This is a genomic window from Streptomyces sp. NPDC091376 (genome assembly GCF_044757085.1).
In the GTDB taxonomy this organism is placed as follows: Bacteria; Actinomycetota; Actinomycetes; order Streptomycetales; family Streptomycetaceae; genus Streptomyces; species Streptomyces pratisoli.
Window position 1 is genome coordinate 508,678 of record NZ_JBIVUF010000001.1, and the last position, 15,759, is coordinate 524,436.

At 69.3% G+C, this 15,759-nt stretch carries 13 protein-coding genes; 8 read left to right on the forward strand and 5 right to left on the reverse strand.

The window, feature by feature from the left end:
• Positions 1-50 precede the first annotated feature (50 nt).
• Complete coding sequence (locus ACIQMR_RS02240; RefSeq protein ID WP_401381836.1) at positions 51-3,215, forward strand: efflux RND transporter permease subunit; 3,165 nt, start codon at positions 51-53, stop codon at positions 3,213-3,215.
• 180 nt (positions 3,216-3,395) lie between these two features.
• Here ACIQMR_RS02240 and nadA read toward each other — a convergent pair whose 3' ends face one another.
• Positions 3,396-4,574: a quinolinate synthase NadA gene (gene nadA / locus ACIQMR_RS02245; protein WP_266374742.1), complete on the reverse strand. Its 1,179-nt coding sequence runs from the start codon at positions 4,572-4,574 to the stop codon at positions 3,396-3,398.
• A 278-nt stretch (positions 4,575-4,852) separates the two neighbouring features.
• Here nadA and erpA point away from each other — a divergent pair, with 278 nt between their 5' ends.
• Positions 4,853-5,209 (forward strand): iron-sulfur cluster insertion protein ErpA, encoded by a 357-nt coding sequence (gene erpA, locus ACIQMR_RS02250; RefSeq protein WP_340369235.1) that lies wholly within the window; start codon positions 4,853-4,855, stop codon positions 5,207-5,209.
• Positions 5,210-5,273: 64 nt separating this feature from the next.
• On the opposite strand, the gene ACIQMR_RS02255 is transcribed toward erpA, so the two are convergent.
• Both ACIQMR_RS02255 and ACIQMR_RS02260 read right to left on the reverse strand, forming a co-directional pair.
• On the reverse strand, positions 5,274-6,791 hold the full coding sequence (locus tag ACIQMR_RS02255; protein WP_401381839.1) for a hypothetical protein: 1,518 nt from the start codon (positions 6,789-6,791) through the stop codon (positions 5,274-5,276).
• Positions 6,792-6,902: 111 nt separating this feature from the next.
• Positions 6,903-7,118: a hypothetical protein gene (locus ACIQMR_RS02260; RefSeq protein ID WP_401381841.1), complete on the reverse strand. Its 216-nt coding sequence runs from the start codon at positions 7,116-7,118 to the stop codon at positions 6,903-6,905.
• A gap of 130 nt (positions 7,119-7,248) precedes the next feature.
• Here ACIQMR_RS02260 and ACIQMR_RS02265 point away from each other — a divergent pair, with 130 nt between their 5' ends.
• The gene (locus tag ACIQMR_RS02265) at positions 7,249-8,223 is read left to right on the forward strand and encodes a carbohydrate kinase family protein (protein WP_401381843.1); all 975 of its coding nucleotides are present in this window, start codon (positions 7,249-7,251) and stop codon (positions 8,221-8,223) included.
• An 84-nt stretch (positions 8,224-8,307) separates the two neighbouring features.
• On the opposite strand, the gene ACIQMR_RS02270 is transcribed toward ACIQMR_RS02265, so the two are convergent.
• Positions 8,308-9,672, reverse strand: a complete 1,365-nt coding sequence (locus tag ACIQMR_RS02270; RefSeq protein ID WP_401381846.1) for a cysteine desulfurase/sulfurtransferase TusA family protein — start codon at positions 9,670-9,672, stop codon at positions 8,308-8,310.
• Positions 9,673-9,954: 282 nt separating this feature from the next.
• Here ACIQMR_RS02270 and coxB point away from each other — a divergent pair, with 282 nt between their 5' ends.
• The 4 genes from coxB to ACIQMR_RS02290 all read left to right on the forward strand — a co-directional run bounded on the left by coxB (position 9,955) and on the right by ACIQMR_RS02290 (position 14,454).
• A complete protein-coding gene (gene coxB, locus ACIQMR_RS02275) occupies positions 9,955-10,959 on the forward strand; it encodes a cytochrome c oxidase subunit II (protein ID WP_401381848.1) in 1,005 nt (334 codons plus the stop codon).
• A complete protein-coding gene (gene ctaD, locus ACIQMR_RS02280) occupies positions 10,956-12,686 on the forward strand; it encodes a cytochrome c oxidase subunit I (protein ID WP_401381851.1) in 1,731 nt (576 codons plus the stop codon). The genes coxB and ctaD overlap by 4 nt, the downstream gene beginning before the upstream one ends.
• On the forward strand, positions 12,683-13,081 hold the full coding sequence (locus ACIQMR_RS02285) for a cytochrome c oxidase subunit 4 (protein WP_328725006.1): 399 nt from the start codon (positions 12,683-12,685) through the stop codon (positions 13,079-13,081). The genes ctaD and ACIQMR_RS02285 overlap by 4 nt, the downstream gene beginning before the upstream one ends.
• Positions 13,082-13,200: 119 nt before the next feature.
• Positions 13,201-14,454: an Ig-like domain-containing protein gene (locus tag ACIQMR_RS02290; RefSeq protein WP_401381854.1), complete on the forward strand. Its 1,254-nt coding sequence runs from the start codon at positions 13,201-13,203 to the stop codon at positions 14,452-14,454.
• A 37-nt stretch (positions 14,455-14,491) separates the two neighbouring features.
• Here the strand turns inward: ACIQMR_RS02290 and ACIQMR_RS02295 are convergent, their stop codons facing one another.
• Positions 14,492-14,890 carry a hypothetical protein gene (locus ACIQMR_RS02295; protein WP_401381856.1) on the reverse strand — a complete coding sequence of 133 codons (399 nt, stop codon included), beginning with the start codon at positions 14,888-14,890 and terminating at the stop codon, positions 14,492-14,494.
• Between the two features lie 191 nt (positions 14,891-15,081).
• Here ACIQMR_RS02295 and ACIQMR_RS02300 point away from each other — a divergent pair, with 191 nt between their 5' ends.
• Positions 15,082-15,702, forward strand: coding sequence for a heme-copper oxidase subunit III (locus ACIQMR_RS02300; RefSeq protein WP_266374756.1), 621 nt, complete (start codon positions 15,082-15,084; stop codon positions 15,700-15,702).
• Positions 15,703-15,759 lie beyond the last annotated feature (57 nt).

Below are 15,759 nucleotides of genomic sequence, written 5' to 3' on the forward strand. Positions count from 1 at the left end.
GGCACCTGACCAGGCCCGCCTCCTGCGTACCGCCACAGAAGAGAGACCCCATGTCCTGGCTGTCCAGATTCAGCCTCGCGCAACGGGCCCTGATAGGGCTGATGTCGATCGTGGCGATCGTCTTCGGAGCGATCGCCATCCCCCAGCTCAAGCAGCAACTGCTGCCCTCCATCGAACTGCCGATGGTGTCGGTGCTGGCCCCCTACCAGGGTGCGTCCCCCGATGTGGTCGAGAAGCAGGTCGTCGAGCCGCTCGAGAGCACCATCAAGGCCGTCGACGGCATCACGGGCATCACCTCCACGGCGAGCGAGGGCAACGCCGTGATCATGGCCACGTTCGACTACGGGGACGAGGGCACCAAGCAGCTCGTCGCCGATGTCCAGCAGGCCGTGAACCGCGCCCGCGTCCAGCTCCCCGACGACGTGGACCCGCAGGTCATCGCCGGTTCCACCGATGACATCCCGACCGTCGTCCTCGCCGTCAGCTCCGACAAGGACCAGCAGGCGCTCGCCGACCAGCTGGAGCGGACCGTCGTCCCGGCCCTGGAGGACATCGACGGCGTCGGCCAGGTCACCATCGACGGCGTCCAGGACCTCCAGGTCTCGGTCACGCCGGACGACAAGAAGCTGGCCGCGGCCGGGCTGAACACCATGGCCCTCGCCGAGGCGCTCAAGGCGGGCGGCGCGACCGTCCCCGCGGGCTCCTTCTCCGAGGCGGGCAGCAGCCGCACCGTCCAGGTCGGCGGCGGTTTCACCTCGCTGAAGCAGATCGAGGACCTGCGCATCGCGCCGCAGGCAGCCGAGGCGGGCAAGGGCGGCAAGGCCAAGCCGGTCCGGCTCGGCTCCGTCGCCACGGTCGAGCAGGAGGAGTCGCAGCGCGTCTCCATCACCCGTACGAACGGCAGGCCCAGCCTCGCCGTCATGGCCACGATGGACAAGGACGGCAGCGCCGTCGCCATCTCCGACGCGGTCACGGAGAAGCTGCCCGAGCTCCGCAAGGACCTCGGCTCCGGCGCCGAACTCTCCGTGGTCTCCGACCAGGGCCCGGCCGTCTCCAAGTCGATCTCCGGTCTGACCACGGAGGGCGCGCTCGGTCTGCTCTTCGCCGTCGTCATCATCCTGGTCTTCCTGGCCTCGATCCGCTCGACGCTCGTCACCGCGGTCTCCATCCCGCTGTCCGTCGTCCTCGCGCTGATCGTGCTGTGGACTCGCGATCTGTCGCTCAACATGCTGACGCTGGGCGCGCTGACCATCGCCATCGGCCGGGTCGTCGACGACTCGATCGTGGTCCTGGAGAACATCAAGCGGCACCTCGGCTACGGCGAGGAGCGCGAGACCGCGATCCTCACGGCCGTGCGCGAGGTGGCGGGCGCCGTCACCTCCTCGACGCTGACCACGGTCGCCGTCTTCCTGCCGATCGGTCTGGTCGGCGGCATGGTCGGCGAGCTGTTCGGCTCGTTCTCGCTGACGGTCACCGCGGCGCTGCTGGCGTCGCTCCTGGTCTCCCTGACCGTGGTGCCCGTCCTGTCGTACTGGTTCCTGCGCGCCCCCAAGGCCGTACGGGACATCGACCCGGACGAGGCGCGCCGCAAGGCCGAGGAGAAGGAGGCCCGCAGCCGGCTCCAGCGGATGTACGTGCCGGTCCTGCGGTTCGCGACCCGTCGCCGTCTCACCAGCGTCGTCCTCGCGATCGTCGTGCTCTTCGGCACCTTCGGCATGGCCCCGCTCCTGAAGACGAACTTCTTCGACCAGGGCGAGCAGGAGGTCATGTCGATCAAGCAGGAGCTGAAGCCCGGCACCAGCCTGGAGGCGGCCGACGCGTCCGCGAAGAAGATCGAGAAGGTCCTCGACGGGATCGACGCGATCAAGGCGTACCAGGTCACCGTCGGCTCCTCCGGCTTCATGGCGGCCTTCGGCGGCGGCACGGGCGCCAACCAGGCCTCGTACCAGCTGACCCTGAAGGACTCCGGGTCCTACGAGAAGACCCGCGACCTCATCGACGAGGAGCTGGGCAAGCTCGACGGGATCGGCGACACGACGATCGCGGCGGGCGACGGCTTCGGCAGCCAGGACCTCAGCGTCGTGGTGAAGGCGGCCGACGCGGATGTCCTGCGCACGGCGTCCGAGCAGGTACGGGACGAGATCGCGAAGCTCGACGACGTCACCGACGTCCAGAGCGACCTGTCCCAGTCCGTGCCGCGGATCTCCGTCAGGGCCAACGCGAAGGCGGCGGACGCCGGCTTCAACGACGCCACGCTCGGCGCCGCGGTCGCCCAGGCGGTGCGCGGTACCCCGGCGGCCACGGCGATCCTCGACGACTCCGAGCGCGATGTCGTCATCACCTCCGCCAAGCCGGCCACGACGATGGCCGAGCTGAAGAAGCTGCCCCTCGGGCCGGTGAAGCTCGGTGACATCGCCGACGTGAAGCTGGTGCCGGGCCCGGTCTCGATGACCCGGATCGACGGCGCACGCGCCGCGACGATCACGGCGAAGCCGACCGGTGACAACACGGGCGCCGTGAGCGCGTCGCTCCAGACGAAGATCAACGCGCTGGATCTGCCGGACGGCGCCACCGCGTCCATCGGCGGCGTCTCCGAGGACCAGGAGGAAGCCTTCGCCTCGCTGGCCCTGGCCATGCTCGCGGCGATCGCGATCGTCTTCATGCTGCTGGTCGCGACGTTCCGCTCGCTGGTCCAGCCGCTGATCCTGCTGGTGTCCATCCCGTTCGCGGCGACCGGCGCGATCGGTCTGCTGATCGCCACCGGTACGCCGTTGGGCGTGCCCGCGATGATCGGCATGCTGATGCTGATCGGCATCGTGGTCACCAACGCGATCGTGCTCATCGACCTCATCAACCAGTACCGGGCGCAGGGCCTGGGCGTGGTCGAGGCGGTCGTCGAGGGCGGCAGGCACCGGCTCCGGCCGATCCTGATGACGGCCCTGGCGACGATCTTCGCGCTGCTGCCGATGGCGCTGGGCGTCACCGGCCAGGGCGGCTTCATCGCCCAGCCGCTGGCGGTCGTGGTCATCGGTGGTCTGGTGACGTCGACGCTGCTCACGCTGCTGCTGGTGCCGACGCTCTACGCGATGGTCGAACTCCGCAAGGAGCGCCGCCGTGCCAAGCGCGAGGCGAAGCGGGCGCGGAAGTCGGGGCCCGCCGCCCCGGCGGCCCCGGCCCCGTCGGACGACCCCGACCCGCAGCCGGTCAACGCGTAAGCGCGTAACGCCTCCGGCGCGCCGCCCGGTACCGGTCCATCCGGTGCCGGGCGGTTGCCGTTGCGGCCTTCGCCGGGTGCCCGGTGGTTCGCGGCGGTCGCTGCTGGTGCCGGCGAACGCCGGTGCCCCCGGTACGCACAGGCGTACCGGGGGCACCCGGGATCGAGGGGCGCGGCCCCGTTACGGGAGCGCCAGCATGCGCTCCAGCGCCAGCTTCGCGAAGCTCTCGGTCTCGCGGTCGACCTGGATGCGGTTGACCAGGTTGCCCTCCGCCAGGGACTCCAGCGCCCAGACCAGGTGCGGCAGGTCGATGCGGTTCATCGTCGAGCAGAAGCAGACCGTCTTGTCGAGGAAGGCGATCTCCTTGCCCTCGGGGGCGAAACGGTTCGCCAGGCGGCGTACCAGATTCAGCTCCGTGCCGATCGCCCACTTGGACCCGGCCGGGGCCGCCTCCAGCGCCTTGATGATGTACTCCGTGGAGCCCACGTAGTCCGCGGCCGCGACGACCTCGTGCTTGCACTCGGGGTGGACCAGGACGTTCACGCCCGGGATGCGCTCGCGCACGTCGTTCACGGAGTCCAGCGAGAAGCGGCCGTGCACGGAGCAGTGGCCGCGCCACAGGATCATCTTCGCGCCGCGCAGCTGCTCGGCGGTGAGCCCGCCGCCCGGCTTGTGCGGGTTGTAGACGACGCAGTCGTCCAGCGACATCCCCATGTCACGGACCGCGGTGTTCCGCCCGAGGTGCTGGTCGGGCAGGAAGAGCACCTTCTCGCCCTGCTCGAAGGCCCAGTCCAGCGCCCGCTTGGCGTTCGACGACGTACAGATCGTGCCGCCGTGCTTTCCCGTGAACGCCTTGATGTCCGCGGAGGAGTTCATGTACGAGACGGGGACGGTCGCCTCGGCGACACCGGCCTCGGTGAGCACGTCCCAGCACTCGGCGACCTGCTCGGCGGTGGCCATGTCGGCCATGGAGCAGCCGGCGGCCAGGTCGGGGAGCACGACCTTCTGGTCGTCACCCGTCAGGATGTCCGCCGACTCGGCCATGAAGTGCACACCGCAGAAGACGATGTACTCGGCCTCGGGGCGGGCCGCCGCGTCCTTCGCGAGCTTGAAGGAGTCGCCGGTGACGTCCGCGAACTGGATGACCTCGTCGCGCTGGTAGTGGTGGCCGAGCACGAAGACCTTGTCGCCGAGCTTCTCCTTCGCCGCGCGGGCGCGCTCCACCAGGTCCGGGTCGGACGGGGAGGGGAGGTCGCCGGGGCACTCGACGCCGCGCTCGCTCTTGGGGTCGGCCTCGCGGCCGAGCAGCAGCAGGGCGAGCGGCGTCGGCTGGACGTCCAGGGTTTGGGCGGTGGTCACGTCACGCACCCTTTCTCTTCTCGAGCGGTTGAGCGAGGCGGAAGCCTTTTCGTCTATATGACGCTATCTATCATAACCGCTTCACGTCACTTTGACGATGCCGATAGCGTCGATGTGACGCAATTCCTGGATCGCCGACTGCCGGAGGCTGGTGCCCCCACAGGAGCGTGTGTGCGAGCATGAAGGGGAAAGACTAGGGCTCGTCCGGAATGAATCCGGAGCCCCGCCGGTTGCAAGAGGTCGGCAAGCAGTCTCCGTACAACCCGGGAGAGAAGCAGATGTCCGTATCGGACGAGACCACCACCGTGAGCGACGGCATCCTCCTGTCCGACGCCGCCGCGGCCAAGGTCAAGACCCTGCTGGACCAGGAAGGCCGGGAGGACCTGGCGCTGCGCGTCGCCGTTCAGCCCGGTGGCTGCTCCGGCCTGCGCTACCAGCTCTTCTTCGACGAGCGCTCGCTCGACGGCGACGTCGTCAAGGAGTTCGACGGGGTGAAGGTCGTCACCGACCGCATGAGCGCCCCGTATCTCGGCGGTGCCTCGATCGACTTCGTCGACACGATCGAGAAGCAGGGCTTCACGATCGACAACCCGAACGCGACGGGTTCGTGCGCCTGCGGCGACTCCTTCAGCTGAGCCCGCACGACAACGCCCGAGGGCGGCGACCCGGACCGGGTCGCCGCCCTCGGGCGTTCGTCGCTCACTTGCGGGGAACGGCGTCCCCGCTCTGCACGTCGAGGACGGTGCGGTCACCCAGCGGCTTGTCCAGGGTCACCTTCGCCGTCAGCTCCTTGGCGATCAGGATGCAGACCCGCCCGGGGTCCGGCCTCGACTCGATGATCTTCACCTTCACCTCGGTGCCGGTCTCGTCCGCGGCCGCCGAGTAGTCGCTGCAGACCCCGCCCCAGAAGCGCAGGGTCAGCGTCCGGCCGTCCTTGGCCACGGCGTACGACTCGACGCCCCGCACCGTCGTCTCGGGAAGCTTCGACGGGTCGCCGGGTGACGGCACCGATGTGCCGGGTGGCCTGGCCGGCGCCCGGGTCGCCGGTGGGGCGGCCGGCTCCTTCGGCGCCTGCTTCAGATATGCCGGGGCCACGGCGGGCTCCGTCATGGTGAACGGCTGGGCGCCACGCGTCGGCTTCACCTCGAACAGCCAGGACGGGACGAGCGCGGGCCGCCCGGCCACGGAATGCACCGCGAGCCCGAACTCCGCCTTCGTGATCGTCATCACCTCGTCCGGACCCGTCGTGCCCTTCGGCTCGCACGGTGCGGCGGGTTCCGGCGCGGCCGGCTTCTCCTGACCCGTCAGCGGTCCGGGACTCGCGCAGCCGCCGATGCCGACCCGGCCGCCACGGCGCGCCTCGTTCAGCTGCTTCAGCGTCTGCTCCGCGCCGATCACCGGGTACTCGTGGCCCTTCACGGGCTTGGCCAGCTGACCGCTGCCGCCGCTCACGGTGCCGTCGGCGCCGACATGGACACCGGTCGACCAGCCGTACGTGGGCAGCCCGCCGACCACCGGATCGGCGCGCACGACGCGGACCGCGCCCATCACCTGGGTCGCGTCGAGCCCGGCTTCGCTCTGGCCGACCGCGGCCAGCACGGGAGCGGCGGCCTTCTTCGCGGCCTCCTCGCTCACCGTCCCCACCCCGCCCGTCTCCGGCGCCTGGGGCAGGATGCCTCCACCCGGCCGGCAGACGTCCTTCTTGACGCAGTCGTCGCCCTTCGGCAGCCCGAACCGGGTGAACGACCACGTCCCCGGTGCCTGCCGGTTCACCTGGAGCTGCGGACCACCGCCGTCCTTCTCGCCACCGGCCTTCCACACATCGCCGTGCAGCCGCGGTGTTCCGGGCACCCCGAGGACCTCGGCCAGGCGCTTCACCTCGGCCTCGCCCACCGTCCCGTTCGCCTCGTAGAGCGGCGCCGAATCCGGGCCGTCGGGCAGTTCGCCCGCCGCCCGGTACTCCACGCCGTAAGGGCTGGGCTCACCCGCCGCGACACCCGTGCCGCCGTCCAGTGCCAGGGGTGGCGGCTTGTCGCCGGCGCCCGGCACGGCGCCGGCGCCTCCGTCGGAGGCCGTCGTGGCGAGGTAGGCACCACCGCCACCCGCGACCAGGACGGCGGCGGCCACCGAGGCGACCGCCAGCGGGGACCGGCGCAGACGGCGGAGGGTGCCTTCGGGTCCGTCGGCGCTGTTCTGGGACCGCTCCGTACTGCTCACCGCATCGCTCCTTAGGGACCCTCGTCGGGGACACCCATGGGACGGAGTGGGGGAGCGCGCGGTTCCCCGAGTGCGCCGTACGGGGGATGGCGGGCGCCGGGGAGGCGTGGGTCAGTCGCCGTACACGGGCATCGAGTCGACCAGTCGCGCGGAGGCCGACGGGACGACGATGCCGTGGATCAGCGACGGGTGCACGGGTGCGGCCGCGGTGAGCGGCGGCACGGTCCAGTGCGGCGCCATCCGTGCGCTGTCACCGCGCAGCTCGGCCAGGCTGATCTCGGTGTCCCGGCGCTCAGGAGAGACGGTGTACGACATGTGCTTCGGCATACGGGAACCGTACGCAGGGTTACGTGGCGGAAAAAGCCCTACTATCGGGTAGTTTCCGTGCTTCAGCGCGGGCACCGCGAACCGGTAGCGTTAACTGTCAACGCCGCCTCCCTTCCAGGAGCACTTCGCCGTGCGAATCGCAGTCACCGGCTCCATCGCCACCGACCATCTGATGACCTTCCCCGGCCGTTTCGCCGACCAGCTGGTCGCGGACCAGCTGCACACGGTCTCCCTCTCCTTCCTGGTCGACAACCTCGATGTGCGCAGGGGAGGGGTCGGCGCCAACATCTGCTTCGGGATGGGTCAGCTCGGCACCGGACCCATCCTGGTCGGCGCGGCGGGCGCCGACTTCGACGAGTACCGCGCCTGGCTCGACCGGCACGGAGTGGACACCGCGTCCGTACGGATCTCCGAGGTGCTGCACACCGCGCGCTTCGTCTGCACGACCGACGCCGACCACAACCAGATCGGCTCCTTCTACACGGGCGCGATGAGCGAGGCCCGGCAGATCGAGCTGAAGTCGGTCGCGGACCGGGTCGGCGGACTCGACCTGGTGCTGATCGGCGCCGACGACCCCGAGGCGATGCTCCGGCACACCGAGGAGTGCCGGTCCAGGGGGATCCCGTTCGCCGCGGACTTCTCGCAGCAGATCGCGCGGATGAACGGCGACGAGATCCGGATACTGCTGGACGGGGCGACCTACCTCTTCTCCAACGAGTACGAGAAGGGGCTCATCGAGTCCAAGACCGGCTGGACGGACGAGGAGATCCTGGGCCGCGTCGGCCACCGGGTCACCACCCTCGGCTCGCGCGGTGTGCGCATCGAGCAGAAGGGCGAGGAGGCCATCGAGGTCGGCTGCGCCGAGGAGGAGTCCAAGGTCGACCCGACGGGCGTCGGCGACGCGTTCCGCGCCGGGTTCCTCTCCGGGCTGTCGTGGGGCGTGGGCCTGGAGCGGTCGGCGCAGGTCGGCTGCATGCTCGCGACGCTGGTCATCGAGACCCTGGGCACCCAGGAGTACACCCTGCGCCGCGCCCACTTCATGGACCGCTTCACCAAGGCGTACGGCCACGACGCCGCCTCCGAGGTTCGCGAGCACCTGGCGTAACCCCCGGCTGTCCGTCCCGTCCCCGGTCTCCCCGCGCACGGCGCGGGGAGACCGGGCGCCGGGCCCGGTGCGGAGCCCCGGGGATCAGCTCCGGCGGCGCACCACGTACGCCGTGCCCCGTTCCGCCGGCGACTCGCCCACGTACTCCTGGTCGCGCATCTCGCACCAGGCGGGGATGTCCAGACGCGCCGCCTCGTCGTCGGCCAGGACGGTGACCGTGCCGCCGACCTCCACATCGCCGATGACCTTCGCCAGCTCGATGACGGGCACGGGGCAGCGCCTGCCGAGCGCGTCCACGACGAGGGACGCGGACCCGGCGGAGGCTCCGGGGGAGACGGGCGCGCCGAGCCGCCCGCGGACGTCGGCGATCACCCCGGGAAGGATCTCCAGGAAGCGGTCCACGTCCGCCTCCTGCGTGCCCGGCGGCAGCGACACCCGTACGTTGCCCTCGCTCAGCACCCCCATCGCCCGCAGCACATGGCTCGGCGTGAGCGTCGAACTCGTGCACGACGAGCCGGAGGACACGGAGAATCCCGCCCGGTCCAGCTCGTGCAGCACAGTCTCCCCGTCGACATAGAGACAGGAGAAGGTGACGAGATGCGGGAGCCGGCGCACCGGGTCGCCGACCACCTCCACGTCCGGCACCAGCTCCGGAACGCTCGCCCGGATCCGGTCCACCAGCGCCCGCAGCCGCCGGGCCTCCTCCCGTGCCCCGTCCCGTACCGCCCGCAGGGACGCCGCGGCCGCCACGATCGCCGGAATGTTCTCGAAACCGGGCGCACGGCCCGACTCCCGCTCGTCCGCGGGATGTTGGGAGGCGAACCGGACGCCCTTGCGGACCGCGAGCAGCCCCACACCCGCCGGTCCGCCCCATTTGTGCGCGCTCGCGGTCAGCAGCGACCAGTCCCCGGCGACCGGGCCCCAGCCGAGCGACTGCGCGGCGTCGACGAGTAGCGGCACCCCCGCCGCCCGGCACGCCTCGGCGACCTCGGCGACCGGCTGCTCGGTACCGACCTCGTGGTTCGCGGACTGCAGGCACGCGAGCGCGGTGTCCTCGCGCAGTGCCTGACCGAACACGCCCGGTGACACCGCACCCCAGCGGTCCACCGGGACCTCGGTGACCGGACGGCCCTCCGCCGCGTGCAGCACCGCGGAGTGCTCGACCGCCGACACCACCAGATGGCTCCCGACACGCCGGCGGCCCGCCAGCGCGCCCGAGATGCCCGTATGGATGGCCCGTGTCCCCGAAGGGGTGAAAACGAGCTCGTCGGGGCGGCATCCCACGGCGTCCGCCGCGGCCTCCCGGGCCGCGTCCAGCAGCAGGCGCGCCCGGCGTCCCTCGCGGTACAGCCGGGCGGGATCCGCCCAGCCCTCGTCCAGGGAGGCCTGGAGGGCCTGCCGGGCGACGGGGTGCAGCGGGGCGGAGGACGCGGCGTCGAAGTAGGGCACGTTTCCACGCTAACGCGCCGCTTCGGAGAAGGCGTCAGAAGGCCGCCGCGGGCCCTCAGTCGGGGTCCGTGACCAGCCCCGGGACCGTTCCCGGAACCGTACGGTCCACCCCTTCGGGTCGTCGGACGGCGCGTTGGGCACCCTCCATGCGCGACCCCAAATAGCGTCCAGTAGGGTTTGGTCCGCATAAACATCCAAACCCCTGCCCGCGTCAGGGCCGGCGACCGACCAGCGAGACGGCCGCAGCCGGCCGCGCGGGCGAGACTCTCGGGAAGGCGCTACGTGAGTCCCAACGGCTCCGACCTCCCCCACCGCCCGCCGGGCGTGGGCGGTTCCCCCATGTCGCGGCGCCCGATGCGGCGGAAGCTGCCGCAGGTGCTGACTGCGGGCTTGATCGTGGCAACCGCCACTGGTTGCTCCCCCACTTGGGAGGACTTCCCCCGCCTCGGAATGCCCACCCCCGTCACGGAGGAGGCTCCGCGGATCCTCTCCCTCTGGCAGGGCTCCTGGGCGGCCGCCCTCGCCGTGGGCGTGCTGGTGTGGGGTCTGATCCTGTGGAGCATCTTCTTCCACCGGCGCAGCCGGACCAAGGTCGAGGTTCCCCCACAGACCCGGTACAACATGCCCATCGAGGCGCTGTACACCGTGGTTCCGCTCATCATCGTCTCGGTGCTCTTCTACTTCACCGCGCGCGATGAGTCGAAGCTCCTGGCCCTCTCCGACGAGCCGGCTCACACCGTCAATGTGGTCGGCTACCAGTGGAGCTGGGGCTTCAACTACCTCGAGGACGTGGACGGCAACCCCGCCTCGGGCGACGCTCAGGCCGACAAGAACCTGAACGCGATTCCGGACAAGTACACCAATGACTTCCCCAAGGGTGCCGAGGGCGTCTACGACGCCGGCATCCCGGGCACCCGGAACCCGCAGACCGGCAACCCCGGCCCCACACTGTGGCTGCCGAAGGGCCAGAAGGTCCGCTTCATCCTGACCTCCCGGGACGTCATCCACTCCTTCTGGGTGGTGCCCTTCCTGTTCAAGCAGGACGTCATCCCCGGTCACACCAATGTCTTCGAGGTCACGCCGAACCAGGAGGGCACCTTCCTGGGCAAGTGCGCCGAGCTCTGCGGTGTCGACCACTCCCGGATGCTCTTCAACGTCAAGGTCGTCTCCCCGGAGCGCTACCAGCAGCACCTGAAGGAGCTCGCCGAGAAGGGGCAGACCGGCTTCATCCCGTCGGGCATTGAGCAGTCGGACCCGGCCCGGAATGCGGAGAAGAACCAACTGTGAGCATCCTCAACGAACCCCAGGGTGCTGCGACGGCCGACGACTCGTACGAGAACGAGCTCCCGGTCCGTAGCAGGCAGCCCGGCAATGTGGTGGTGAAGTGGCTGACCACCACCGACCACAAGACCATCGGCACGCTCTATCTGGCGACGTCGTTCGTCTTCTTCTGCATCGGCGGTGTGCTGGCGCTCTTCATGCGCGCCGAGCTGGCCCGTCCGGGTACGCAGATCATGTCGAACGAGCAGTTCAACCAGGCGTTCACGATGCACGGCACGATCATGCTGCTGATGTTCGCGACGCCGCTGTTCGCCGGATTCGCCAACTGGATCATGCCGCTGCAGATCGGCGCGCCCGACGTGGCGTTCCCGCGGCTGAACATGTTCGCGTACTGGCTGTACCTCTTCGGCTCCATCATCGCGGTGGCGGGCTTCATCACCCCGAACGGTGCGGCCGACTTCGGCTGGTTCGCCTACTCCCCGCTGTCGGACGCGGTCCGCTCGCCGGGTGTCGGCGCCGACATGTGGATCATGGGTCTGGCCTTCTCCGGCTTCGGCACGATCCTCGGTTCGGTCAACTTCATCACCACGATCATCTGCATGCGCGCGCCCGGCATGACGATGTTCCGGATGCCGATCTTCACCTGGAACGTGCTGCTGACCGGTGTGCTGGTCCTGCTCGCCTTCCCGGTGCTGGCCGCCGCCCTGTTCGCCCTGGAGGCGGATCGTAAGTTCGGCGCTCATATCTTCGACGCGTCGAACGGCGGCGCGTTGCTGTGGCAGCACCTCTTCTGGTTCTTCGGGCATCCAGAGGTGTACATCATCGCCCTGCCGTTCTTCGGAATCGTCTCCGAGGTCATCCCGGTCTTCAGCCGCAAGCCGATGTTCGGTTACATCGGTCTGGTGGCCGCGACCATCTCGATCGCGGGTCTGTCCGTGACCGTGTGGGCCCACCACATGTACGTCACCGGCGGAGTGCTCCTGCCGTTCTTCTCCTTCATGACCTTCCTCATCGCGGTACCGACCGGTGTGAAGTTCTTCAACTGGATCGGCACCATGTGGAAGGGCTCACTGTCCTTCGAGACCCCGATGCTCTGGACGATCGGCTTCCTGATCACCTTCCTCTTCGGTGGTCTGACCGGCGTCATCCTGGCCTCGCCCCCGATGGACTTCCACGTCTCCGACTCGTACTTCGTCGTCGCGCACTTCCACTACGTCGTCTTCGGCACCGTGGTCTTCGCGATGTTCGCCGGATTCCACTTCTGGTGGCCGAAGTTCACGGGCAAGATGCTGGACGAGCGGCTCGGCAAGATCACGTTCTGGACGCTGTTCATCGGCTTCCACGGCACGTTCCTGGTCCAGCACTGGCTGGGCGCCGAGGGCATGCCGCGTCGTTACGCCGACTACCTGGCCGCCGACGGGTTCACCGCGCTGAACACCATCTCCACGATCAGCTCGTTCCTGCTCGGTCTGTCGATCCTGCCGTTCCTCTACAACGTCTGGAAGACCGCGAAGTACGGCAAGAAGATCGAGGTCGACGACCCGTGGGGCTACGGCCGTTCACTCGAATGGGCGACATCCTGCCCGCCGCCGCGCCACAACTTCCTCACCCTGCCGCGGATCCGCTCCGAATCCCCGGCGTTCGATCTGCACCACCCGGAGATCGCGGCTCTCGACCAGCTCGACCACGCCGGTCACGGTGCCATCAGCGCTGACAAGGAGGTCGGCAAGTGAAGATCCAGGGCAGGATGTTCATCTGGCTGAGCGTCTTCATCCTCGCCATGGCCATCCTCTACGGCGTGTGGTCGAAGGAGCCGGCCGGTACGACGGCGCTCTTCCTGGCCTTCGGCCTGAGCATCATGATCGGCTACTACCTGGCCTTCACGGCCCGGCGAGTGGACGCCATGGCCCAGGACAACAAGGAGGCCGACGTCGCGGACGAAGCCGGTGAGGTGGGCTTCTTCTCCCCGCACAGCTGGCAGCCGCTCTCGCTGGCCGTCGGCGGTGCGCTGGCCTTCCTGGGTGTCGCCATCGGCTGGTGGATCCTGTACTTCTCGGCCCCGCTGATCCTGGTCGGGCTCTTCGGCTGGGTCTTCGAGTACTACCGCGGCGAGAACCAGAACCAGTAGCGAATCCGCTGCTCCGCACTGCGCAGGGGCCCGGACACTGACCCGAACGGGTGTGTCCGGGCCCCTCGTTTGCAGTCATCCGGCGCGCCGCTGCCGGGGGTTCTTCATAGCGTGTGCTCATGAACGACACGCCGCGCAAGCGCACCGTAGTGAGCTGCACCGTGCTGGCCCTGGTCATCGGGGCGGGGGCGACCGCGTGCAGCGGCCAGGACAGCCATCCGTTGTCGGCGAGGCCGTACGACGCGGCGCGTCAGGTAACCATGAACGCACCCGCAGCGGGCAAGAAGGCGGACCCGGACAAGCCCCTGGAGGTCACCGCCAAGGGCAAGGACGGCCGCATCACGGACGTCACCGCCGTCGACACCGCCGGCCGCTACCTGGCCGGAGAACTCTCCGCGGACGGCGCCAGATGGCGCTCCACGGGCCCTCTCGCGGCCGGAACGCGCTACACCGTCAAAGTGTCCACGGAGGACGGCCACGGCGCTCCGGGCGTCCGTACGGTGACTTTCGAGACCGCGTCCCCGAAACGGATACTCGACGTCGCACTGGGCCCGAAGGCGGGCACCTACGGCGTCGGACAGCCCATCACCGCCGAGCTCAGTGCGCCCGTGGCCGCCAAGGAGGCCAGAGCCGCCGTCGAACGCGCCCTGAAGGTCCAGTCCTGGCCGGGCGTGGAGGGCGCCTGGCACTGGGTGGACGACAAGAAACTGCACTACCGCCCGAAGGAGTACTGGCCGACGGGCGCCGTCGTCGAGGTGCACAGCAACCTGGAAGGCGTAAAGGTCGGCGATCACCTGTACGGAGGACCCGCGAAGCCCCTCAAGCTGACGATCGGCGACCGCGTGGAGGCCATCACCGACGCGAGCAGCCACCAGATGACGGTCAAGCGCAACGGAGAAGTGATCAACACCATTCCGGTGACCACGGGCAAGCCGGGCTTCTCCACCCGCAACGGCGTCAAGGTGGTGCTCGGCAAGGAGTACTTCGTACGGATGCGCGGCACCAGCATCGGCATCCCCGTCGGCAGCGCGGAGTCCTACGACCTGCCCGTCTACTACGCGACACGGGTCACCTGGAGTGGTGAGTACGTCCACGCCGCGCCCTGGTCGACCGGCTCCCAGGGGTACGCCAACGTGAGCCACGGCTGCACCGGAATGTCCACCGGCAACGCCGCCTGGTTCTACAACACCGTCCGTGAGGGCGACATCGTCAAGGTCGTCAACAGCCTGGGCGAGGCCATGGATCCGTTCGGGAACGGCTTCGGCGACTGGAACCTGGACTGGGACCAGTGGCGCACGGGCAGCGCACTGCTGGAGGGCACCAGGGACGGCAGCGGCGCCGCCGACGACGCACGGCTGCGTCCCCGCATCTGACCCCCCAGCCGACCCGCACCGGGGCGGGCCCGCAGGCTCAGGCCGCGGCCCGCCCCTTGCGCAGCAGACCGGCCAGGGAGTCGGCGAACTCCACCGGCTCCACCGGAAGTGTCACAGCGGCGTCCGCGCGGCTCCAGGTGGCCAGCCAGGCGTCCTGAGGACGCCCCATGAGCACCAGGACCGGCGGGCAGCGGAAGATCTCGTCCTTGATCTGCCGGCAGACGCCCATACCGCCGGCGGGCACCGCCTCGCCGTCCAGCACGCAGACGTCGATCCCGCCCTTGTCCAGCTGCTTGAGGACCGCGGGGAGGGTCGCGCACTCGATGAACTCGACCGCGGGAACGTCGGCGGCCGGGCGCCGGCCCGTGGCGAGCCGCACCTGTTCGCGGGTGCCGGCGTTGTCGCTGTACACCAGCACCGTGGCGGTCGACTGCATTGTTCCTCCGGTTTCGTCGGGGAGAACTGCGGGCTGAACCGATGCGCGGGATGCTACCCCTCACAGCCCCTCGGCAGCACCGCTCGGGACGGTCCGATGACGGCATTTGATGGGCCGTTCGGGCTGGACACGGCTCACTGACACACCGAACGGCACCCCCCGGAGTGAGGGCTGGATAAGCGACCGACATAATGTCGGTCGTGGCGACAGCAACGACAGTAGAAACCGGGCACGCGCACCCGTCGGTCAATCGGCCGAACCTCACCAGCGTCGGAACCATCATCTGGCTGAGTTCCGAGCTGATGTTCTTCGCGGCCCTCTTCGCGATGTACTTCACCCTGCGATCGGTGCTGGGTGCCGAGTACTGGGCAGAGCAGGCTTCGGCCCTGAACTTCCCCTTCTCGGCGACCAACACCACGATCCTGGTGCTCTCCTCCCTCACCTGCCAGCTCGGCGTGTTCGCCGCCGAGCGCGGTGACGTGAAGAAGCTCCGCACCTGGTTCGTGATCACGTTCGTGATGGGTGCGATCTTCATCGGCGGCCAGGTGTTCGAGTACACCGAGCTGGTCAAGCACGAGGGCCTCTCGCTCTCCTCCGACCCGTACGGCTCGGTCTTCTACCTGACCACCGGCTTCCACGGACTGCACGTGACGGGCGGTCTCATCGCCTTCCTGCTCGTTCTCGGCAGGACGTACGCGGCCCGGAGATTCACCCATGAGCAGGCAACCGCCGCCATCGTCGTGTCCTACTACTGGCACTTCGTCGATGTCGTCTGGATCGGCCTCTTCGCCACGATCTACATGATCAAGTAGCCGGGCTCGTACCCGCACACATTCCAGCATCGACGCAGAAGATCCTGACACCGGGGT

Coding starts and splice junctions, on each gene's coding strand:
- ACIQMR_RS02240 (WP_401381836.1), top strand. CDS start 51: ATGTCCTGGCTGTCCAGATTCAGCCTCGCGCAACGGGCCCTGATAGGG.
- erpA (WP_340369235.1), top strand. CDS start 4,853: ATGTCCGTATCGGACGAGACCACCACCGTGAGCGACGGCATCCTCCTG.
- ACIQMR_RS02260 (WP_401381841.1), bottom strand. CDS start 7,118: ATGCCGAAGCACATGTCGTACACCGTCTCTCCTGAGCGCCGGGACACC.
- ACIQMR_RS02290 (WP_401381854.1), top strand. CDS start 13,201: ATGAACGACACGCCGCGCAAGCGCACCGTAGTGAGCTGCACCGTGCTG.
- ACIQMR_RS02295 (WP_401381856.1), bottom strand. CDS start 14,890: ATGCAGTCGACCGCCACGGTGCTGGTGTACAGCGACAACGCCGGCACC.
- ACIQMR_RS02300 (WP_266374756.1), top strand. CDS start 15,082: ATGTCGGTCGTGGCGACAGCAACGACAGTAGAAACCGGGCACGCGCAC.